At 41.3% G+C, this 19892-nt stretch carries 20 protein-coding genes and 1 pseudogene; 13 read left to right on the forward strand and 8 right to left on the reverse strand.

All coding sequences use genetic code 11. The features are described from left to right. Nucleotides 1-170: 170 nt before the first annotated feature. A complete protein-coding gene (locus BIZ38_RS16185) occupies nucleotides 171-851 on the reverse strand; it encodes a DUF3334 family protein (RefSeq protein WP_054551591.1) in 681 nt (226 codons plus the stop codon). Nucleotides 852-969: 118 nt separating this feature from the next. Between BIZ38_RS16185 and cmoA the strand changes: the two genes are divergently transcribed. From cmoA to BIZ38_RS16210, 5 genes are all read left to right on the forward strand, one after another. Next, a complete protein-coding gene (gene cmoA / locus BIZ38_RS16190; RefSeq protein WP_054551943.1) occupies nucleotides 970-1695 on the forward strand; it encodes a carboxy-S-adenosyl-L-methionine synthase CmoA in 726 nt (241 codons plus the stop codon). 27 nt (nucleotides 1696-1722) lie between these two features. Continuing rightward, a complete protein-coding gene (cmoB, locus tag BIZ38_RS16195; protein WP_054551592.1) occupies nucleotides 1723-2691 on the forward strand; it encodes a tRNA 5-methoxyuridine(34)/uridine 5-oxyacetic acid(34) synthase CmoB in 969 nt (322 codons plus the stop codon). Nucleotides 2692-2891: 200 nt separating this feature from the next. Then, nucleotides 2892-3944, forward strand: a complete 1053-nt coding sequence (gene purM, locus BIZ38_RS16200; RefSeq protein WP_054551593.1) for a phosphoribosylformylglycinamidine cyclo-ligase — start codon at nucleotides 2892-2894, stop codon at nucleotides 3942-3944. Beyond that, a complete protein-coding gene (gene purN / locus BIZ38_RS16205) occupies nucleotides 3944-4591 on the forward strand; it encodes a phosphoribosylglycinamide formyltransferase (RefSeq protein ID WP_054551594.1) in 648 nt (215 codons plus the stop codon). Before purM ends, purN begins: the two co-directional genes overlap by 1 nt. Continuing rightward, nucleotides 4536-5342 carry a DUF3108 domain-containing protein gene (locus BIZ38_RS16210; RefSeq protein WP_187490747.1) on the forward strand — a complete coding sequence of 269 codons (807 nt, stop codon included), beginning with the start codon at nucleotides 4536-4538 and terminating at the stop codon, nucleotides 5340-5342. The genes purN and BIZ38_RS16210 overlap by 56 nt, the downstream gene beginning before the upstream one ends. Before the next feature lie 15 nt (nucleotides 5343-5357). On the opposite strand, the gene BIZ38_RS16215 is transcribed toward BIZ38_RS16210, so the two are convergent. After that, nucleotides 5358-6122 (reverse strand): class II glutamine amidotransferase, encoded by a 765-nt coding sequence (locus BIZ38_RS16215; protein WP_054551596.1) that lies wholly within the window; start codon nucleotides 6120-6122, stop codon nucleotides 5358-5360. A 336-nt stretch (nucleotides 6123-6458) separates the two neighbouring features. On the opposite strand from BIZ38_RS16215, the gene fadE reads away from it, so the two are divergent. Further along, nucleotides 6459-8915 carry an acyl-CoA dehydrogenase FadE gene (gene fadE, locus BIZ38_RS16220; protein WP_187490748.1) on the forward strand — a complete coding sequence of 819 codons (2457 nt, stop codon included), beginning with the start codon at nucleotides 6459-6461 and terminating at the stop codon, nucleotides 8913-8915. Here the strand turns inward: fadE and BIZ38_RS16225 are convergent. Both BIZ38_RS16225 and BIZ38_RS16230 read right to left on the reverse strand, forming a co-directional pair. After that, a pseudogene (locus BIZ38_RS16225) lies at nucleotides 8912-9986 on the reverse strand (DUF6136 family protein). The gene fadE and the pseudogene BIZ38_RS16225 sit on opposite strands and share 4 nt — an antisense overlap. Continuing rightward, complete coding sequence (locus tag BIZ38_RS16230) at nucleotides 9983-10573, reverse strand: ATP-binding cassette domain-containing protein (protein WP_187490749.1); 591 nt, start codon at nucleotides 10571-10573, stop codon at nucleotides 9983-9985. Before BIZ38_RS16230 ends, BIZ38_RS16225 begins: the two are co-directional and overlap by 4 nt. 149 nt (nucleotides 10574-10722) lie before the next feature. Between BIZ38_RS16230 and BIZ38_RS16235 the strand changes: the two genes are divergently transcribed. The 3 genes from BIZ38_RS16235 to BIZ38_RS16245 all read left to right on the forward strand — a co-directional run bounded on the left by BIZ38_RS16235 (nucleotide 10723) and on the right by BIZ38_RS16245 (nucleotide 13908). Continuing rightward, entirely contained in the window at nucleotides 10723-12648 is a 1926-nt protein-coding gene (locus BIZ38_RS16235; RefSeq protein ID WP_187490750.1) for an alpha/beta hydrolase family protein, read from the forward strand. Nucleotides 12649-12950: 302 nt separating this feature from the next. After that, complete coding sequence (locus BIZ38_RS16240; protein WP_054551944.1) at nucleotides 12951-13388, forward strand: SulA-like leucine-rich domain-containing protein; 438 nt, start codon at nucleotides 12951-12953, stop codon at nucleotides 13386-13388. A 40-nt stretch (nucleotides 13389-13428) separates the two neighbouring features. Then, nucleotides 13429-13908 carry a YchJ family protein gene (locus tag BIZ38_RS16245; protein ID WP_187490751.1) on the forward strand — a complete coding sequence of 160 codons (480 nt, stop codon included), beginning with the start codon at nucleotides 13429-13431 and terminating at the stop codon, nucleotides 13906-13908. On the opposite strand, the gene BIZ38_RS16250 is transcribed toward BIZ38_RS16245, so the two are convergent. Next, nucleotides 13905-14729, reverse strand: a complete 825-nt coding sequence (locus tag BIZ38_RS16250; RefSeq protein WP_187490752.1) for an alpha/beta hydrolase — start codon at nucleotides 14727-14729, stop codon at nucleotides 13905-13907. The two genes, BIZ38_RS16245 and BIZ38_RS16250, sit on opposite strands and share 4 nt — an antisense overlap. A gap of 2 nt (nucleotides 14730-14731) precedes the next feature. After that, nucleotides 14732-15376: an alpha/beta fold hydrolase gene (locus BIZ38_RS16255; protein ID WP_235523669.1), complete on the reverse strand. Its 645-nt coding sequence runs from the start codon at nucleotides 15374-15376 to the stop codon at nucleotides 14732-14734. A gap of 361 nt (nucleotides 15377-15737) precedes the next feature. Here BIZ38_RS16255 and BIZ38_RS16260 point away from each other — a divergent pair, with 361 nt between their 5' ends. Both BIZ38_RS16260 and BIZ38_RS16265 read left to right on the forward strand, forming a co-directional pair. Continuing rightward, nucleotides 15738-16625 (forward strand): LysR substrate-binding domain-containing protein, encoded by an 888-nt coding sequence (locus BIZ38_RS16260; protein ID WP_054551603.1) that lies wholly within the window; start codon nucleotides 15738-15740, stop codon nucleotides 16623-16625. A gap of 55 nt (nucleotides 16626-16680) precedes the next feature. Continuing rightward, a complete protein-coding gene (locus BIZ38_RS16265; RefSeq protein ID WP_187490753.1) occupies nucleotides 16681-17445 on the forward strand; it encodes a YdcF family protein in 765 nt (254 codons plus the stop codon). A gap of 5 nt (nucleotides 17446-17450) precedes the next feature. Here the strand turns inward: BIZ38_RS16265 and BIZ38_RS16270 are convergent, their stop codons facing one another. Further along, nucleotides 17451-18203, reverse strand: a complete 753-nt coding sequence (locus BIZ38_RS16270) for a Nif3-like dinuclear metal center hexameric protein (RefSeq protein ID WP_138619339.1) — start codon at nucleotides 18201-18203, stop codon at nucleotides 17451-17453. A 150-nt stretch (nucleotides 18204-18353) separates the two neighbouring features. Here BIZ38_RS16270 and BIZ38_RS16275 point away from each other — a divergent pair, with 150 nt between their 5' ends. Continuing rightward, nucleotides 18354-18731 carry a hypothetical protein gene (locus BIZ38_RS16275; RefSeq protein ID WP_054551606.1) on the forward strand — a complete coding sequence of 126 codons (378 nt, stop codon included), beginning with the start codon at nucleotides 18354-18356 and terminating at the stop codon, nucleotides 18729-18731. A 30-nt stretch (nucleotides 18732-18761) separates the two neighbouring features. Here the strand turns inward: BIZ38_RS16275 and BIZ38_RS16280 are convergent, their stop codons facing one another. Continuing rightward, nucleotides 18762-19238 (reverse strand): HPP family protein, encoded by a 477-nt coding sequence (locus tag BIZ38_RS16280; protein WP_054551607.1) that lies wholly within the window; start codon nucleotides 19236-19238, stop codon nucleotides 18762-18764. A gap of 100 nt (nucleotides 19239-19338) precedes the next feature. Between BIZ38_RS16280 and BIZ38_RS16285 the strand changes: the two genes are divergently transcribed. Beyond that, nucleotides 19339-19881, forward strand: coding sequence for a TetR/AcrR family transcriptional regulator (locus BIZ38_RS16285; RefSeq protein WP_187490754.1), 543 nt, complete (start codon nucleotides 19339-19341; stop codon nucleotides 19879-19881). Nucleotides 19882-19892 lie beyond the last annotated feature (11 nt).

The following is a 19892-nucleotide window of genomic DNA, read 5'->3' on the forward strand; positions in this document are numbered from 1 at the left end:
TTCGCTAAAAATCAAATAAGGAATTAACATGAGTATTTTCTCAGGCAAAGCCTAAATGATGATAACCACCTACTGAAGTAGGTGGTTTAGGGCCGAAAACAAAAAAGCGCGGTCTGACCCGCGCCTCTATTTTATCTGACGGCTGATGGCTGACAGCTCAAGTCTTTGAGTTACAAACCAAGTTCTGCCATAAAATCATCATCTGCATCGTCTGCTTGTGATGATGCTTTTTGCTTTTCAGCTTTTTGTTTAGCTTCGTTTTCAATGATGTCATCCGGGTCAACCGCTTCTGAAATATCAAAGTCATGTAGTTTGATAAATTCAGTTTTATCCATGGCTAATTCTAGATAGAAGATATTTTGCTTCGCTGTGGTGAAGGTCACACGGCGTGCTTGTGGTCTATCCATAGTGGTATCAACAGAGATTTGCACCTGCTTATTAATTGCCATCATCTTAGGTTGGTTTTGCGTGATAGAAGTATGCAGCTGGTCGCGTACTTTTGACGTAAAGTCACCAACGATTTGGTTCATCAGTTCGCCAAGTACGTTTGCCACATCATCTGATAAATGGCTTTGTGCAATTTCTTCTTCTGGCATTCCCATGTTACGCATGTAGTCATGGTAAATTTCCATGGCAGCTTGCGCTGTGAAGTTTGTTACCACAAGACCGGTAAAGCCACCATCGAACAATACAAAACAGCCAATATCTGGGCGCATACAGGTGCGGGTGATTTTTTGAACCATGGCAGAATAACTAATACTGTTACCGCTTGCTGAAGACAGAACTCCAGTCACTGAATGACACAGAGTTGATAAGATATCTTCTGTACTGATCACTTTGCTTTTTGTCATTAAACTTCTCTTTTTTGTACTTGTTATTGATAATTCTAGCCAAGCTACTGAATTTATCACTGACTATCCAGTTAAAAATGCTAAAATAGCGGTATTATTTTTTAAAGAGACTGTTCAAGTGACGCAAAAAGACAGTATTTATGCCACTGAGCAAGCGGTTAAAGACTTTAGCTTTGACCAACATGTAGTAGAAGTTTTCCCTGATATGATCCAGCGCTCGGTGCCGGGTTACGCAACCATTGTTAGCACCATGGGTAAGCTGGCTGGTGAGTACGCGCAAAGCAATTCAAACCTATACGACTTAGGCTGTTCTCTTGGTGCTGTAACGTTAAGTATGCGCCGCAATATTCGCACTGATAACTGTAATATTATTGCCGTCGATAACTCAGAAGCGATGGTTGAGCGCTGTAAATTACATTTACAAGGTTTTCGCTCTGACGTGCCGGTCACGGTTACACTGGGTGATATCAACGATTTAGCTATCGAGAATGCCTCTGTGGTCGCGATGAACTTTACACTACAGTTTATTCCACCTGAAAAGCGCCAAGCGGTGCTTGAAAAGATTTACGCAAATTTAAAACCAGGCGGTGTTTTGCTGCTGAGCGAAAAAATTAGAGGTGAAAATGAGCAATGCGATAATTTGCTCATTGATTTACACCATGATTTTAAACGTCACAACGGCTATTCGGAGCTTGAGATCAGCCAAAAGCGTACGGCTATCGAAAATGTCATGCGTCCTGATCATTTATCTACCCACTTAAACCGATTAAGTGAAATTGGTTTTAGCCAAACGCAAGTGTGGTATCAATGTTTTAACTTCTGCTCGATGATTGCAATCAAGTAATCATCACAACGATATAAAGAGTATTTCATGTCTCAATGGTTTAACCAATTTTACGCTGCGATTGCACAAAGCCCGCTTAGCCACTGGCTCGAAACTTTGCCAGGTCAATTAAAGCACTGGGAACTCGAAGCCAGCCACGGCGATTTACCGAAATGGCAAAAAGTGCTGAAAAACTTACCTGAGGTAAGCACAAACCATGTAAATCTTCAGGATAAAGTACAAATTGGCACCGGTGATGAGCTATCTGAAGGTCAGCAAAAACAGTTAACGCATTTATTAAAGCGCATGATGCCATGGCGTAAAGGCCCCTTTAGCTTACACGGTATCGAGATTGATACTGAGTGGCGCAGTGATTGGAAATGGGATCGTTTACTGCCTCATATCGAACCGTTAAAAGGCCGCACTGTGCTTGATATTGGCTGTGGCTCGGGTTATCACTTGTGGCGCATGCGCGGTGAAGGCGCAAATTTTGTGGTGGGTATCGATCCATCCGATTTATTTTTATGCCAATTCCAAGCGATAAAGCATTATCACCAAGATGAAAACGTGCATTTATTGCCGTTAGGTGTTGAAGCTCTGCCAGAGCTAAAAGCATTCGATACAGTTTTTTCGATGGGTGTTTTATATCATCGTCGTTCGCCTATCGACTTTTTAGCGCAATTAAAAGCACAGCTTCGCCCTGGTGGTGAGTTAGTCCTTGAAACACTGGTTGTTGAAGGTGATGAGCACACAGTTTTAGTGCCAACCGACCGCTATGCAAAAATGCGTAATGTATGGTTTATCCCAAGCACCGCGGCATTAAAACTATGGATGGAACGCGTCGGTTTTAAAGATGTACAAGTTAAAGACTGTGCAATCACAACCCTTGAAGAACAACGCAAAACCCAGTGGATGGAAAACGAATCATTAGTCGACTTTTTAGACCCTAATGACACCAGCAAAACCATTGAAGGTTACCCTGCCCCTCTTCGCGCTATTTTAACCGCGAAAGCTTAACAAATAGTGAGAAGTTTCGAGTTTCAAGGTTAAAAGTTCATTTGCCTGATACTTTTGCCTTGGAACTTGAAAACAAAAAACCGGACAACTGTCCTTGTCAAGTCGGTTAAAGTGATTTTTCAACTAGCCGCGCCAGTGCAATTGTTGTAAAATACGCGCGTTTCTAAGCAACCCACATGCAACTTTTTTGAGGAAAACCTGTGAGCGAACAAAAACAGTCTCTTAGCTATAAAGACGCGGGCGTAGATATCGATGCCGGTAATGCACTTGTTGAGCGTATTAAAGGCGTAGTTAAAAAAACCAGACGTCCTGAAGTAATGGGCGGTATCGGTGGTTTTGGCGCACTTTGCGAACTACCAACTGGCTATAAAGAGCCTGTACTGGTTGCTGGCACAGACGGTGTTGGTACAAAACTACGTTTAGCAATCGATCTTAAAAAGCACGACACAGTGGGTATCGACCTTGTTGCTATGTGTGTAAACGACCTTATTGTACAAGGTGCAGAGCCACTATTTTTCCTTGATTACTATGCAACGGGTAAATTAGACGTAGATACTGCGGCTGATGTTGTAACAGGTATTGGTAAAGGCTGTGAGCTTTCTGGCTGTGCATTAATCGGTGGTGAAACTGCTGAAATGCCAGGTATGTACGACGGCGAAGACTACGACATGGCTGGTTTCTGTACTGGTGTTGTAGAAAAATCAAAAATTATCGACGGTACTAAAGTTGCTGCAGGCGACCAATTAATCGCTCTTGCATCAAGTGGTCCTCACTCAAACGGCTTCTCATTAATTCGTAAAGTTCTTGAAGTATCTGGCGCAGACACGAGCGCTGAGCTTGAAGGCAAAACACTTGGCGATCACCTTTTAGAGCCAACTCGTATCTACGTTAAACAACTACTTGAGCTATTCAAGCAGGTTGACGTACATGCGTTATCTCACATCACGGGTGGTGGTTTCTGGGAAAACATCCCGCGCGTACTTCCTGAATCTGCAAAAGCAGTAATCAAAGGTGATAGCTGGGAATGGCCTGTTGTTTTCAACTGGTTACAAGAAAACGGCAACATCACAACACACGAAATGTACCGTACATTCAACTGTGGTGTAGGCATGGTTTTAGTTGTTCCAGCTGACAAACTTGAGCAAAGCTTAACAATCCTTAAAGATCTTGGCGAAAATGCATGGCATATCGGTGAGATCCAAGATGCGAAAGCAGGCGAAGAGCAAGTAGAAATTTTAGGTGGTCGTGACTAATGACCCCTTGTCGTCTTGTTGTATTAATTTCTGGTAGCGGTTCTAACCTTCAAGCCATCATTGACGCGTGTGCGCGTGGTGAGATAAAGGCCGAAATCGCCGCTGTAATTAGTAATAAAGCCGACGCCTATGGCCTTGAGCGAGCAAAAAATGCAGGTATACAAACACGTGTACTAAGCCATAAAGATTTTGACTCGCGCGAGGCCTATGATGCTGAGTTAATGGACATTATTGACAATTTTGAACCAAATCTAGTTGTATTAGCTGGTTTTATGCGTATTCTTACACCTAGCTTAGTGCAAAAGTTTAAGGGAAAAATGTTGAACATTCACCCTTCTTTGTTGCCTAAGTACCAAGGGCTGAATACCCACCAACGAGCGATAGATGCAAAAGATGACGTTCATGGTGTTAGTGTTCACTTTGTCACAGAAGAGCTAGACGGCGGTCCCGTTGTTCTTCAAGCCAAAGTGCCGGTACTCGAAAACGATACCGCAGAGACACTCGCACAACGTGTTCATCAGCAAGAACATATAATCTATCCGTTGGTGGTCAAGTGGTTCAGTGAACAACGACTCAAGATGGAAGCAGATTATGCAGTTTTTGACGAAAAGAAACTTCCTGCACACGGCGCGCACTACCCAGAATAAAAATCTAAGTGCCCTACTCGCTTGTGTGGGCACTTTATTACTTCCTACCAGTGTATTAGCTGGCGACCTCACTCAATACGAAGCCAAATACGATGTACTTCGTAAAGGCGAAACCCATGGTAAAGCAGTACGCGAGCTGAAAAAAGCCTCAGACGGTAACTACGTGATCACTTATCACAGTGAAATCGAATGGATGATTTTTTCAGACTCACGAAAAGAAACATCCATGTTTACTTATCATGATCAGAAAATTTCTCCGCTAAGTTACACTATGGAGCGTTCGGGCACCGGCCCTGATAAAGAGTACAGCTTAAAATTTGATGCTACGCAAAAGCAAGTTCAAAGCAGCCAAAGTAAATACCCTCTTAAAATTGATTGGTCAGATGATTTTCAAGATTCACTGTCTTATCAAGTGCAAGTACGCGAAGAGCTAAAACAAGGTAAAACGCAATTATCGTATCCACTGATTGATAAAAAAGGCAACCTTCGTAATTATGACTTTGAAGTTGTCGGCACAGAAATGATTTCATTGCCCATCGGCAATGTAGAAGCGATTAAAGTAAAACGTTTATACGATAACGACAAACGTCAAGCGCTTGCTTGGTTTGCCCCAGAAATGGACTACATGCTAGTTCGTATGTGGAAAGGTGAAAAAGGCGTAGAGCAATTTGAAGTGCAGCTTAATTCATTCACCGTGACCACGCCAGTCGCCGTAACAAATAATGAAGTGAGTAATGAAGCGCCTGAGTAGCGCTTCATCTTTTATTTAGATTTTTTCGCCCATTTTAAACAGTGCAAACTCACCTGGCTCCATTTTCTGCCAGCGTTCATCATTAGTGAGTGGCCTTGTTGCAATCACAGTAACCACATCGTTCGGTGTGGTTTCTTTTTGAAAATCAATCACCATGTCTGCATCAATTAATGTCGCTTTACCAAACGGTGCACGGCGTGTGATCCAATGTAGGTTATTGGTGCAATAAGCTAAAACATAAACACCATCAGTGAGCAGCATATTAAATACGCCTTTCTCACGCAGCGTATGAGCAAGCTTTGCAGCATAACGAAATACAGACGCCATATTTGATGGGCGTTTAGGGTATTTTTCGCGAATTTTATCGAGCAGCCAACAAAACGCCAGTTCACTGTCTGTATTCCCCACAGGTCGATAGTAATCTGGTTTTAAATCATGATAATTCGATAGTTGCCCGTTGTGCGCATACGTAATTTCACGGCCCCATAACTCGCGAGTAAATGGGTGGGTATTTTCAAGACACACTCGGCCACGATTACCTTGGCGAATATGGCTTATCACCGAAATACTTTTTATTGGATAGGCTTTAACTAGTTTGGCAATTTCTGATTGGCAACTTGGCTCAGGATCTTTAAATGTACGACAGCCTTTGCCTTCGTAAAAAGTGATGCCCCAGCCATCTTTATGCGGGCCAGTATTACCACCGCGTTCTAATAATCCTGAAAAACTGAAACAAATATCCGTTGGTACATTGGCCGACATGCCAAGCAACTCACACATAGAACTCTTAACCTATAAAACTAATCGAAGGAAGGCATGATGGGCTGATCCCTGCCTGCGCTCATTGTTAAACATAGCGTTAAAGATGGCAACTGCTATGCTGAGATTTTCAGAACTATCTGAGCAATTCAAAACTAATCGTAAGTATAACGGCGCTGATTATAAGTAATTACTCAACAATTCCTCATCTGCTGTAAATGTTTTTGCACTGATAGCCATTTTTAAAATAATAAAACTCACCAAACAAGCCGTTTTAATCCTTGTTCCCCTCTTGATAATTCGCTTTTCTAGCGCTACTCTAAAAGAGGTGGTCTGACCTCTATTAAGGAATAATCAATGACTCTCATATTTTTACTTGGTTTACTCGTGCTGCTTAGTATTGCGAGTTACCACAGAGCAAGCTGGAATACCTGCTTAGGTATTGCCGTTGCGACTTTACTTGTTGGCACATTTGCTGGCGCGTTTGGCGCAATTAGTTGGCTACTATTCTTACTTATCGCTGTGCCACTTTCTGTGACTGGCGTTCGTCAACAATACATCATCAAACCTATCTTCGCTGCTTTCAAAAAAGTAACCCCGACGATGTCGGATACTGAAAAATCAGCAATCGATGCCGGTACGACGTGGTGGGAAGCGGATCTATTTTGCGGTCGTCCTGACTGGAACAAATTACACCAATACCCAGCACCTAAACTGACTATCGAAGAGCAAGCGTTTATTGATGGTCCAGTTGAAGAAGTGTGCAGCATGCTAGATGACTGGCACGCAACTCACGAACTAACTGATTTACCGCAAGATGTTTGGCAATATCTAAAAGATAATAAATTCTTTGCCATGATCATCAAAAAAGAATTCGGCGGTTTAGAGTTTTCTGCTTATGCACAATCATGTGTACTGCAAAAGCTAACTAGTAAATCAACGTTACTTTCTTCTATCGTAGGTGTACCTAACTCATTAGGTCCGGGCGAATTACTTCAGCACTATGGTACTAAAGAGCAAAAAGATCATTACTTACCACGCTTAGCAAGTGGTCAAGAAATTCCATGTTTTGCTTTAACATCACCAGAAGCCGGTTCTGACGCAAGTGCAATTCCAGATTACGGTGTTGTTTGTAAAGGTCAATGGAACGGCGAAGAAGTTGTTGGTATTAGCCTAACGTGGAACAAGCGTTACATTACTCTTGCTCCTGTTGCGACTGTACTTGGTCTTGCATTTAAACTACAAGATCCAGACGGTTTACTAGGTGATGACAAAGAACCTGGTATTACCTGTGCGCTGATCCCTACAGATACTCCAGGGGTCGAAATTGGCCGTCGTCACTTCCCGCTAAACGTACCATTCCAAAATGGTCCTACTCGCGGTAAAGACATCTTCGTACCACTTGATTACATCATTGGTGGCCCGAAAATGGCTGGTCAAGGCTGGCGTATGCTTGTTGAATGTTTATCTGTTGGTCGTGCAATTACATTGCCGTCTAACTCAACAGGTGGCATTAAAACAATTGCGCTTGCAACAGGCTCTTACAGCCGTATTCGCCGTCAATTCCGTTTACCAATTGGTCAAATGGAAGGTGTTGAAGAATCAATGGCAAAACTTGCAGGTTACGCATATAGCTCTGATGCTGCAGTGAGCATGTCTACAGGGGCTGTTGACCTTGGTGAAAAACCATCGGTTGTATCTGCGATTATCAAATACCACTTAACTGAGCAAATGCGTGAAGCAACGATTCACGGCATGGATGTTCATGGTGGTAAAGGCATCATGCTTGGTCCAAACAACTACTTAGGTCGCGGTTACCAAGGTGCGCCAATTGCAATTACCGTTGAAGGTGCAAATATATTAACGCGTAACATGATCATTTATGGTCAAGGTGCAATTCGTTGTCATCCATTTGTGTTAACTGAGCTAGGTGCTTGTGCAATTGAAGACCGCGAAGAAGCGCTTGCAGTATTCGATAAAGCGTTAATGGGTCACGTTGGCTTTACTATTTCGAACCTTGTTCGTACTAAGTGGTTAGCATTAACAAATGCTCGCTTCACAAGTACACCATACAAAGACGAAACAGCCGAGTTTTATCGTGTTGCGTCACGTTTCAGTGCATCATTAGCATTAATGTCAGATATCAGCATGGCAGTATTTGGTGGTTCATTAAAACGTAAAGAGCGTATCTCTGCACGTTTAGGTGACTTACTAAGCTACTTATACCTTGTATCTGCAACACTTAAACGTTACAACGACGAAGGCCGTAAAAAAGAAGATTTTGCGCTTGTTCAATGGAGCTGCCAAGATCACCTTTACCACTGCCAACGTGCACTCGCTGACTTAATCAATAACATGCCATCTGCACCACTACGTGCGATGCTAAAAATCATGTTATTCCCATTCGGTCGTCCAGTACGTAAGCCTACTGATAAGCTTGAGCACAAACTTGCTCACTTATTACAAGTACCAAGCGAAACTCGTAACCGTTTAGCTAACTACATTTATCTTAAAAACGAGCCACTTAACCTTGTTGGTCGTCAAGAGCAAACGCTTAAAGACATCCTTGAAGTTGAGCCTCTGTTTGACAAGGTATGCCGTGAAAAAGGCGTAAAACTGCCTTTCTTCCAGCTTGATAAAGTAGCGCAAATGGGCCTAGAAGCAGGCATTTTAAGCCAAGCTGAAGCCGACAAACTAGCTGCAGTTGAAAAAGCCCGTCTTGACGTTATTAACGTTGACGATTTTGACCCTGCAGACTTAGTTGCTGGCAGTGTTGCCCGCGGCGAGAGCGATAAAAAAGCAGACGCCGCTTAAGCTAGTAAAACAATTCCAATTGTTATGAAAAACCAAACCAGCGCAAATTGCGCTGGTTTTTTTTGCGCTAAATATTGTTGCAATACACACCACACTGCCCCAATAGGGATGTAAATCAAGTTAGTGCCAAGCATGCTTATAACGACAATGAAAGCCATAGCAAAAAATATAAGGCTCGGTAAAAACTGGCTTAGATAAAACGGCTTATCTTGGTTATTGCTTTGAAAGAACAGCCGATATTTTTTAAAAACAGCCAAGCAATCGAACTGCAGCGAGCTTGTTAGCAACACGCATACTGAAGTCGCTAAAGTCATTACGCACTGCAATTAGATGTAATAACGCGAGCAAGCATGCTAGCAAGACTGAACCACGCCATATTAAGCTCCAGCTATGCTGTATAAAGTAACTAAGCCAAAACAAAGCAAGCGAGTGTACTTTTAATTTATGACTGATTCTTACAGGTGGGAGTAAAATCGAACAGCCGAAAATTGCAATAAAACTTAGATAGTATTGCAGTGAAGTTAAACTAGCAGGCAGTAATACCAAGATAGAACTGAGTAATAAACTATAAAAAAGTGCACGTGGCCTATAAAGAACAAATACTCCACATAGCCACTGCAACAGCATAAACAGTATAAAATGAGGCACTTGTAGCCATTGCTTTAACGATAGGTCGACTGCTATTAGTAAACTGGCAATAAGCCAAGCATTACTTAAAAGTAGTAGCTTACAGTCAACACATACTCGCCAAGAGGATTTATATAGACTTCGCTGAAATGCCCTATTTTGCACATTTTTAATGGCTGGTGCCATGGCCCATAACATTACTGATTCAAGTAAAAGATAAATCACTGCTAATTTTGCACCGTAACCAGGTGCTGCATGGCTATCGACTATTTTACCAAGTCCTAGAAACAACAATAAAACCATACCAAGAAAAGCTGGGCCCATTACCAGTGCAAACAACAAGCTAAAACTCTTTAATTGAGACAGCATGCTCTTGAGGGTGGTCGTATATGCTAAGTATCGAAAAGAAAGGAATGAGAAGTAACTTGCAAGGGAGTTTATCATAGTGATGTGCACTCAAAACCGTGCTGTATAAACACTTCTGGTTCGTGGCTTGTAATGATAATTTGCCCATTAGGTTTATCATCAAGGTAGTCATCAAGTAAGGTCAGCAAAAATTTTATACTTGTTTGATCAAGTGCAGCACTCGGTTCATCTAATAGCAAAAATGGAGCTTGCTTTAAAAAAGCAGTGATAAGCTGACACTTCTTTTGGTTTCCACTCGACAAAGCACTAAAACGAGTTTTAAGGTGCTCTGTAAAGTTAAATCCAGTAATGAGTTGCTCAGGCATGTCTTTCTTTAACGCCTTGCAACTAAGTTCAATAACTTGTCGCGCGGTTAAAAAATCCGGCAGAGCAATACGGTCGCTAGCAATTGAAACAATGTTTTGCGGCGATTTTAATGCTTCATTATTATATAAAACCTGCCCTGATTGTGGCTTTTCAAGGCCAGCTAGCATCATCAGTAATGTTGTTTTTCCTCTGCCATTGGCTGCCTGTAAACAAACTCGTTTACCTTGAAATTGCTTATTATAGTTTTCAAAAACGTGGGCTGAAGCAAAGCGCTTATTGAGGTTGTTAATTTCAATCATGTTTATTCCTTTAATAATGAAAAAATAGTAGCACACTCATGTCCCTATTTATTTACATGATTTGTAACAAATATCGAACGGGTAAAACTTGCGTTTAGATTATGAACAGGCAACACTTGATAACGAAAAATTAACAAGGAATAATTACAATGAAACCGAGTTTTCAACTAGCAGCTGTTGCATGCGCACTTAGCCTTGCACTTGCAGGATGTTCACAATCAACCCCATCAACTAGCAGCACCGAAAGCGTGCAACAAAGCCAAACTGTTAAACAGTATGACGCTGAAACCTTTTTTGATACAACCTCAATCATGGGCAGCAGCTTTTCACCAAAAGGCGACAAAATACTCGTTAGCAGTGACGAAAGCGGTATTTATAGCCTATACGAAGTAGATATAAAAACCGCCAAAAAAACCCGCTTAACAGACTTTGAAGACAGTACGTATGCTGTGGCTTATTTCCCTAAAGATGAGCGCGTACTATTTACTAAAGATTCAGGCGGTAACGAGCGTTATCACATCTACGTTCGCGAAACAGACGGCACAGTTAAAGATCTTACGCCAGGTGAAGAAACCCGTGCAGGATTTGCAGGCTTCACAGAAGACGGTAGACACTTTTTTATAACCAGCAATCAGCGTGATGCTAAGTTTATGGACCTATATCGTGTTGATGCTAACAGTTATGAAGTAACGCCTGTTTACCAAAATACTATGGGGCTAGATGTCGGCGCAATCAGCCCTGACGGTCGATTTATTGCTTTATCGAAAAACAATTCGAACAAAGACAGCGATGTATTTATTCTCGATACGCGTAAAAAAACACTGAAACCAGAGCTTATCACCCGTCATGACGACGACGCTAAGTATGGCCCAGAAACCTTCTCCAGAGACAGTAAATCATTGTATTACTCAACCGATGCCAAAGGTGAGTTCGCAGAAGTGTGGCGCTATGACTTAACGACCGGCGAGCACAGCCCTGCCCTCAAAGATGAGTGGGATGTGAGTTTTATCTACTTCTCTAAATCTGGCCGTTATCAAGTAAGCGGTGTTAATGCTGACGCAAGCACTAAAGTGTCGATAATTGATACCACCACAGGTAAAGGTATTGCCATGCCATCGCTGCCTGCTGGTAACTTACGTGGTGTGAACTTTTCAGCTGATGAAAAGACCATGGCGTTTTATTTAAATTCAGATACCTCGCCAAGTAACCTATTTGTGTGGCAACTCGGTGAATCAAAAGCTAAACAATTAACCAACACATTAAGTGATGCCATTGCTCAAAATGACTTGGTTGAAAGCACAATTGTGCGCTTTAAAAGCTTTGATGGTTTAGAAATCCCCGGGGTTTTATATAAGCCTAAGCAAGCTAACAGCAACAACAAAGTACCAGCTTTAGTTTGGGTGCACGGCGGTCCTGGCGGCCAAAGTCGTACAGGCTATAGTGCAATGCAGCAGCATTTAGTCAATCATGGTTATGCCATTTTTGCAGTTAATAACCGTGGCAGCTCAGGCTATGGTAAAACCTTCTTCCATTTAGATGATAAAAAACACGGCACTGACGATTTACAAGATATTGTTTACGGTAAAAAACACCTGCAAAGCCTAGATTGGGTTGATGCTGATAAAATTGGCATCATGGGGGGCAGCTATGGTGGCTTTATGACCGCCGCAGCACTTGCCTTTGAACCTGAAGAGTTCAAAGTAGGCATTAATATATTTGGTGTAACAAACTGGGTTAGAACCTTAAACTCGATTCCACCATGGTGGGAAAGCTTTAAAAAGGCACTGTATGATGAAATGGGCGACCCCGCGACAGACGGTGAACGTCACCGTGCCATTTCGCCACTATTTCATGCTAAAAACATCACCAAGCCATTAATGGTGATCCAAGGTGCTAACGACCCACGCGTTTTACAAGTTGAAAGCGATGAACTTGTTGCCGCTGTAAAGGCAAATGGTGTGCCTGTCGAATATGTATTATTCGATGATGAAGGCCATGGTTTTACTAAAAAAGAAAACCGCATAAAAGCCTCAAATGCATACCTTGAGTTCTTAAATACCTACTTAGATAAGTAGCAAAATTGCAAAGCTAAAGAGCCGGTATTATGCCGGCTTTTTTATGCAAAACACCTGTATAGAATCAAAATTTAACAGTTTACACAGTACTGTATAAAACACTGTATGGATTTAATGGTAAATTTTTCACCTTTCCCCACCTTCAAAATAAAACCATAAGCAACTGTTTAATAACAATTAAATAATTTTATCTAAAATAAAACTGAATCATTGGTTAAAAAATAGCAAAAAAGTACTTGCGCAAAAACACTGTATAAACTACTGTATACACATACTGTATAAACAACCAGTGAGTGAAAGTTATGTTACAGCCAATTACCTTAAGAACAGTTAAAAGCTACCAACAAGATAACGACAAAGCGTCTGTTAATTTAATTCAAATTGAAGACGAAATTTCAGCAACCTTTGAGCTATTAAAAGTATTGCATCATTACAATAGCCAAAATGCATGGACACTATTAATTGCTCCTGATCATGTTCCTAGTAAAGCCTTACTAGATTCGTGTTCGATTGATACCAGCAAACTACTTGTGATCAGACAAAAACATTTAGTTAATCTTGAGTACGTTCTTAGTTCAGCATTACATAACGGTAATTTTGCTGCAGTGATCACATGGACAGATATTGTAAACAATCATCAACTTGATTCGATGAACTTAAACCTTGAGCAGGCATCTGCTAAATTTTATTGTTTTACAAAAAGCGCTCAATTAAACAATTTAGTACCGCAGCCACAATAGGCTTGTTAAAATAACAATTTATAGTTTTAGGTAAGTTGTTATGACATCACTCACACACTCCCTTTGTCCTTGTGGCAGCGAATCGACTTACGAGCTTTGCTGCCAACCTTTTCACACAGGTGCAAGCCAAGCTGATACCCCAGAGCAACTTATGCGTTCTCGTTTTAGTGCTTACGCACTAAAAGATGCAAAATATGTTTTTAGTACCTATGCACAAAGCCAGCAAGCCGCTAACCCTGTTCGCGAAATTAAAGATTTTGCTAATAGCTGCCGTTTTACCAAGCTAAGTGTTTTAGATACTGAACATAACGATCAAGAAGGTTTTGTCGAATTTAAAGCAAATTACTTTTACCAAAACTTGTATTGTGAGTTACACGAGAGGTCGCGTTTTATTAAAGAAGATGGCCTATGGCGTTACCTAGACGGTGATATAACGCCAGTTGCAGATATTAAAATAGGCCGTAACGACGAGTGCCCTTGTGGGAGCGGCAAAAAATATAAAAAGTGTCACGCTCTTTAATTATCATTAACCTGGTAAATCCAGTCTAAAGCTTGGGTAATCGTTGTTGGGAATGCGGTTGCATGGCGTGCCTGAGGGATAACAAATAAATTTGTTGTAACCAGCGCGCCGCTTTGTTTAGTAATTTTAGCTGCTAATTGCCTTGCGCCCGACACCATTTTTTCACCTTCACTTTCTTCAAGTTCTCCGATACCAATGTACACTTTAGTTGCTTTACCTGCAGGTACGACAGGCAAAGCTAACAGGCTGTGCTGCTTAAACCACACTGAAGGACTGCCGATAATATAATTTGAAAAAAGCGAAGGCTCAGTGAATAAGGTATAAGCCGTAAATAAACCGCCAAGTGAGTTACCGACTAACGTACCTTTTTGGTTAGTTCTGTAGTGAGCCTTAATGTATGGTAATACAGAGTGTTTTAAATAGTTTAGATACTGACTTGCTCCGCCTGTTTTACGCTGCCAATTTTTATCTTCAAATGGCGTATAGTCATAAATACGGCTATTGAGCCCAGATACACCTTTTTGATATCCAAGTGCAACGATAATTACCTCCTCTATGGCCCCCGAATTCATCATAAAGCGACTAGCACCAGAGGCAATTGGAAAACTGTAGTTTGCATCTAATAGGTAAACAACTGGGTAGCGCTTCTGGTTTTGCTTTTGGTAGCTGCGTGGCAATTTAATCGTAATCGGGTATTCGTTTTTGGTCTGTTTATCTTTAAGTAACACAGTATTAGTACGTGGCAAAGTAAACGGCTCAGCATAGCTTACAGAGCTCACACCCAAAACGCTGATCACAATAACTAACAGGAAATAAGGCATAGTTAATCCTTTAGCCACTTCTTAATTGGTAACAGCCACTCATCTTTTGGCTTATAAAATGCGCCATGGGAGAGCCCTGTATTAATGCTTATTTCTTCGAACTTGGTTACGTCACTTCTATCAATTAAAAATTGGCAAGAGCCAACCTGATCTGAGCGCTCAAAGATAGAATACACCTTGCCATAAGCCTTAACTGATGTGTGATTTTTTATAAGGCCTGCACAACCTGCCAATATAATTAAGTTAATATGTGTACGTTTAAGTTCATTAGCCGCCAGGATCGACAATGCCCCGCCCCGTGAAAAACCAACCAAACTAATGTTCGACTCAGCAACACCGGCACTGATCAATGCTTCAACATCTGCAGCGAGTTTTTTCGCAAACGTAAATGGCTCAGTACCTTTTGGCCTGTGATAGGCAATTAAATGATAGCTTTCATCTGCCAGTGCTTCTTTTACAGCCACAAAATCATAAACCCCAAAGGTTTTGTGAACAGGCTTAGGGTTTGTCCCTTCAACGATAAAACCATGTGAATAAAAAACGTAGTGACCATGCGGGTCAATCTCTGTAGGAAACTGGCTGTAAATAGTGCCAGCGCAAACAGGCAAAACCCAGCATGCACAGAGTAAAATTACGGTACGTATCACAAGCATTCCTTTAAAAATCAAGTTACACCTAATAGAAGATAATAACACCTAAAAAATAATATCTTAGCAAACAACTAAACCCTACTCTCAGTAATTTTAATTAAATATCAAATTACTAATCGCAAGCTGTATCACGATTTAAACTGCAAGTTTCAACTTGAGGTAAATTCATGGAATTTCATAGTTAAACTACAAAAAACCTTATGACAACGCTGTCAATCATTTATAAAAAGGCGTATTGTAAAAAAGCAGTTAAAATAACCACATATTTTAGACGTCTAGACGTTGAAAAAATAAATTCTAAGGCGTAGTATGTTCGTAATCTGAGTTAGACTCACATTTTCCATGAGATTTTTTAAAGATGATTGATATAAAGCACCTAAAAACCATAGCGACCCTTAAAGAAACAGGCTCTTTGGTCAATACCGCCCGTGAGTTGTTTTTAACTCAATCGGCTTTATCGCATCAAATTAAAGATCTCGAGAATAAGTTAGATTGCCAGCTGTTCGAACGTAAAACACAGCCTGTGCGTTTTACTCCGCAAGGTATGCTACTTCTGGAGCTTGCTAATGAAGTATTACCTCGTGTTGAGGCAACAAAATGTCGGTTAAAAGAAAGCCTTAACCAGCCAATCTCAAATTTACGTTTAAGCGTTGAGTGTCATGCCTGCTTTCATTGGTTGCTCCCAACCATCAAAGAATTTAATAATTTTTGGCCTGATATTAAAATTGATTACGAGCGCGGCTTTAGTTACGACGCCATTCCAGATTTAATTAATGATGAATTAGATCTAGTGCTGACTTCTGATATTCGTGAACCCGATCAGCTTGAGTATGCTCACCTATTTGATTTTAAATTAAAGCTGATAGTCGCACCGGATCATGAGTTGGCAAAAAAAGCCTATGTCACCGCCCTTGATTTAAAAAACGAAACAATTATTTCGTACCCTATTCCCCGTGAGCGCCAAGACATCTTTAAACATTTTATTCAAAATGCACGCTTTGATGGCACGCTTAAAACGGTTGACCAAGGCTTATTGATATTTCAATTAGTGAGTGCAGGTATGGGGGTTGCAGCATTACCAGACTGGCTAGTCACTCCTTATGAAAGCCAGGGACTCATTAAGTCTATTCCGTTAGGAGCACTAGGCCTTACTCGCCCTATGTATTTAGCGATGAAAAAGAATATGAAAGATAACCCAGTTTATCGCCACTTTTTAAATACGTGTAAGCAAAATAACGGTCGCTAAAACAAGGCAAAATAACTAACATAGCTGCATCTGTTACAAACAATAATGTTGATACATGTTTGAAATTAAAAAGATCATTGGCTCTTTATTAATGCCCCTGCCTTTGCTGGGGCTGCTTACTTTAGTGATGGTATTTTTAGCCATTGCACATAAACGCAAAGCACTCTATTTTGGCTTTGTTAGCATTTTAACTTTAATGCTGATAAGCACGCCATTTATTGGTCAGTCACTGATAGCCGCAAGTAATAACCCTGCATGGCAATTTAACCAAGCAAAACACCCTAAACTCGATAATATTGTGGTGCTTGGTTGCTCAATAATGCCCAACTCGCGCCTTCAAGCAAACCACCAGCTAGGCGATTGTGCGCTTGCTCGATTACTTGAAGGTGTTAAGCTTGCCCATCACTACCCAAATGCCACCCTCTATGTATCAGGAGGCGGTTTTGCTAATACCACCAATAGTCAGCTCATGTTTGAAACGGCAAAAGCGTTAGGTATTTCTGCGACGAGAATTAAACAAAACCCTCTCGCTATGGATACCGCAGAAGAAGCGAAACGACTTGCCATTTATTTAGTCGATAAAGAGACAGCGCTTGTCACCTCAGCGAGCCACATGCCACGTGCGAAAGACTTATTTAATGCACAAGGCATTGATTTGATACCAGCGGCAACCGACTTTCAAGATTTTAGTCAGTATCCAACGTACAAGCAGTTTATACCTGATGACGATGTACTTGTTGCAGTGACCAGAGTCGCGCATGAGAAAATTGGCAGTGCATGGGTGAGTGTGCGCCGCTGGATTGATCCAGAGGCGCTGTAGAACAATCAGACTGGATTATCGATATCGATAAACGTCACATCAAAACCATGTTGCTCTGCTAAAAGCTCGCCTAAGGCTTTAATGCCATAACGCTCAGTAGCATGGTGACCAGCTGCAAAAAAGTCGATACCTTGCTCGCGTGAACTATGAATCGTTTGCTCAGAGGCTTCACCTGTAAGATAAGCATCAATCCCTTGGGCAGCTGCTAAATCAATATACCCTTGTCCGCCACCTGTGCACCAAGCGATAGTTTCGATTTTCTCTTTTCTTACCAAACTAGCTAATGGTGCACGGTTAAGTACTTGGGTTATTTTGGCGGTAAACTCTTCACCACTTAAAGGGGTTTTTAAACGCCCTTTTACCGGCACACTATTTGGACCAGATTCAAGCCCACCTGTGAACTCAATATCGAGTAACTTAGCCAATTGCGCGTTATTACCAATTTCAGGGTGTATATCTAGCGGTAAATGATAGCCATATAAGTTAATATCATTATTTAAAAGTGCTGCAATACGGCGCTTTTTCATGCCCGTGATTGGCTGCGATTCCCCTTTCCAGAAATAGCCGTGATGTACCAAAATAGTATCTGCATTTTCTGCAATAGCGGCATCAATCAATGCTTGGCTAGCTGTGACACCCGTCACTATCTTTTTTACTTCGCTCGCACCTTCAACTTGTAAGCCATTTGGGCAAAAGTCAGCGATAGAATCAGGTTTAAGAATGTCGTTTAATAATTGAGTAAATTGTTTGCGTTGCATATAAAAATCGTCCTTCAACCCTCTATTTTGTGCAAATTTTGGCGTTTATGAGTGAAAAATGGAAGGAAAATCGCAAAAAATTGAAAAGTAAGCTGAAAATAGGTATAAATATATATTCTTAATCTGTGTTTACAACGTATAGGGTCTCTGATGAGCAAACTAGACAAAACAGAAGTGTTAAATGCCTTCGAAGCAGCATACGAAGCAGCGAATGGTAAGAAACCTGAAATCACAACAAAACCTGGTTGGTATAGCATCGACGGTGGCAAAAATATGCGCCTTGCTGATGTTGCAGCACTGACTGAAGAGCTCACTTCTGGTAAAACAGTTGAGCCTAAAGCAGAAGAAGCACCTAAAGCACCAGCGAAAAAAACCAAAACTAAAACCGCTGCACCGGCTAAAACAGCTAAGAAAGCATCGTTCACTGTTGTTACAGCAAACGATGACGGTTACAAAGCTGAAGAGCTTTGGATTGTTAACCTAGCTGAAAAAGACCACGATTGTCGTTTACCGCGTGGTGTTGTGTAATCAAATTACACTTAGCAATTTTAAAAACCGCTACTCGTTAGCGGTTTTTTTATGGCTGTTCATTTGGCTAGTTATAACCCATTGGCTACTATGGCCAAACAACACAATAAATACGGTTCCAATCAATACAGGCATCACTAAAAAATCCCAGCTTTGCATAGATTGCATTATCAAAATTGGGTTTGCGCCTGCAGCAGGATGTACTGTGTCCGTCAACATCATTAGGCTAATTGCCAACCCTGTGGCTATAGCAATTTCAACAGGCCCTACACCGACATAATTTACAAAAACAACGCCGATTAGTGCAGTTAAAAAGTGCCCACCGATAACATTCTTCGCTTTCGCAAGCGGACTATGTGGCACACCAAATACCAACACCGCAGTTGCTCCAAATGGGGCCATCAACCACACACCATAACTTCCTAATTGCTGTAAATAGGCCAACACAAAAATTGCCATACAAGCAAATATACCCGCAACGGCCGCCTTGCTTACTTTATTCTCCATAAAACCTCCAATAGGTAGACCGACTTGTCTACCCAGCAAATAGTAGACAACTCGGTCTACTTCTGTCAAGCTGTCATTAGTCACCCAATGAGGCCTTGTTATGGATAAACGAACACATATTATTTTGACCGCCCTGTCACTTTTTTATCAAAAAGGCATTCATAGTGTGGGGATAAACGAAATTATTAGTGTGGCGGGTGTCGCCAAAAAAACCATGTACCACCATTTCACAAGTAAAGATGAATTGTTACTCGCGTGCCTTAGTGAGCGACATACCCGATTTTTAAATTGGTTAACGCATGCCACCAGCAAACTAACCACCGTTGAAGAGTTTAAAGTCGCTTTGATCAGCTGCCATGAAGCTTGGTTTAACTCTGAAGTGACTGAGTTAGGTGATTTTAATGGCTGTTTATTTATTAACACTGCCGCTGAGTTTGCTGATCCTGCAAGCCCGATAAATCAAGCCTGCAAAGAGCATAAAATGGCAGTACAGCAGTTAATTAAACAGCGTCTATCAGCGTGTGAAAACATGGAAAGCTCGCAGCTCGACTCACACAGCCACTATTTAATGACGCTTGTAGAGGGCATGATCTGCCAAGCAAAACTAGTAGGAATTAAACAGTTTCCTCATTTAAAGCAATAAATAAACAATAA

The organism is Pseudoalteromonas sp. BZK2 (assembly GCF_014349195.1).
Classification (GTDB): Bacteria; Pseudomonadota; Gammaproteobacteria; order Enterobacterales; family Alteromonadaceae; genus Pseudoalteromonas; species Pseudoalteromonas simplex.

What these genes read in the sequence shown, in the direction of transcription:
- BIZ38_RS16185 (WP_054551591.1), bottom strand. Translation starts at nt 851, where the DNA reads ATGACAAAAAGCAAAGTGATCAGTACAGAAGATATCTTATCAACTCTG.
- cmoB (WP_054551592.1), top strand. Translation starts at nt 1,723, where the DNA reads ATGTCTCAATGGTTTAACCAATTTTACGCTGCGATTGCACAAAGCCCG.
- purN (WP_054551594.1), top strand. Translation starts at nt 3,944, where the DNA reads ATGACCCCTTGTCGTCTTGTTGTATTAATTTCTGGTAGCGGTTCTAAC.
- BIZ38_RS16210 (WP_187490747.1), top strand. Translation starts at nt 4,536, where the DNA reads ATGCAGTTTTTGACGAAAAGAAACTTCCTGCACACGGCGCGCACTACC.
- BIZ38_RS16215 (WP_054551596.1), bottom strand. Translation starts at nt 6,122, where the DNA reads ATGTGTGAGTTGCTTGGCATGTCGGCCAATGTACCAACGGATATTTGT.
- fadE (WP_187490748.1), top strand. Translation starts at nt 6,459, where the DNA reads ATGACTCTCATATTTTTACTTGGTTTACTCGTGCTGCTTAGTATTGCG.
- BIZ38_RS16230 (WP_187490749.1), bottom strand. Translation starts at nt 10,573, where the DNA reads ATGATTGAAATTAACAACCTCAATAAGCGCTTTGCTTCAGCCCACGTT.
- BIZ38_RS16235 (WP_187490750.1), top strand. Translation starts at nt 10,723, where the DNA reads ATGAAACCGAGTTTTCAACTAGCAGCTGTTGCATGCGCACTTAGCCTT.
- BIZ38_RS16240 (WP_054551944.1), top strand. Translation starts at nt 12,951, where the DNA reads ATGTTACAGCCAATTACCTTAAGAACAGTTAAAAGCTACCAACAAGAT.
- BIZ38_RS16245 (WP_187490751.1), top strand. Translation starts at nt 13,429, where the DNA reads ATGACATCACTCACACACTCCCTTTGTCCTTGTGGCAGCGAATCGACT.
- BIZ38_RS16250 (WP_187490752.1), bottom strand. Translation starts at nt 14,729, where the DNA reads ATGCCTTATTTCCTGTTAGTTATTGTGATCAGCGTTTTGGGTGTGAGC.
- BIZ38_RS16260 (WP_054551603.1), top strand. Translation starts at nt 15,738, where the DNA reads ATGATTGATATAAAGCACCTAAAAACCATAGCGACCCTTAAAGAAACA.
- BIZ38_RS16265 (WP_187490753.1), top strand. Translation starts at nt 16,681, where the DNA reads ATGTTTGAAATTAAAAAGATCATTGGCTCTTTATTAATGCCCCTGCCT.
- BIZ38_RS16270 (WP_138619339.1), bottom strand. Translation starts at nt 18,203, where the DNA reads ATGCAACGCAAACAATTTACTCAATTATTAAACGACATTCTTAAACCT.
- BIZ38_RS16275 (WP_054551606.1), top strand. Translation starts at nt 18,354, where the DNA reads ATGAGCAAACTAGACAAAACAGAAGTGTTAAATGCCTTCGAAGCAGCA.
- BIZ38_RS16280 (WP_054551607.1), bottom strand. Translation starts at nt 19,238, where the DNA reads ATGGAGAATAAAGTAAGCAAGGCGGCCGTTGCGGGTATATTTGCTTGT.
- BIZ38_RS16285 (WP_187490754.1), top strand. Translation starts at nt 19,339, where the DNA reads ATGGATAAACGAACACATATTATTTTGACCGCCCTGTCACTTTTTTAT.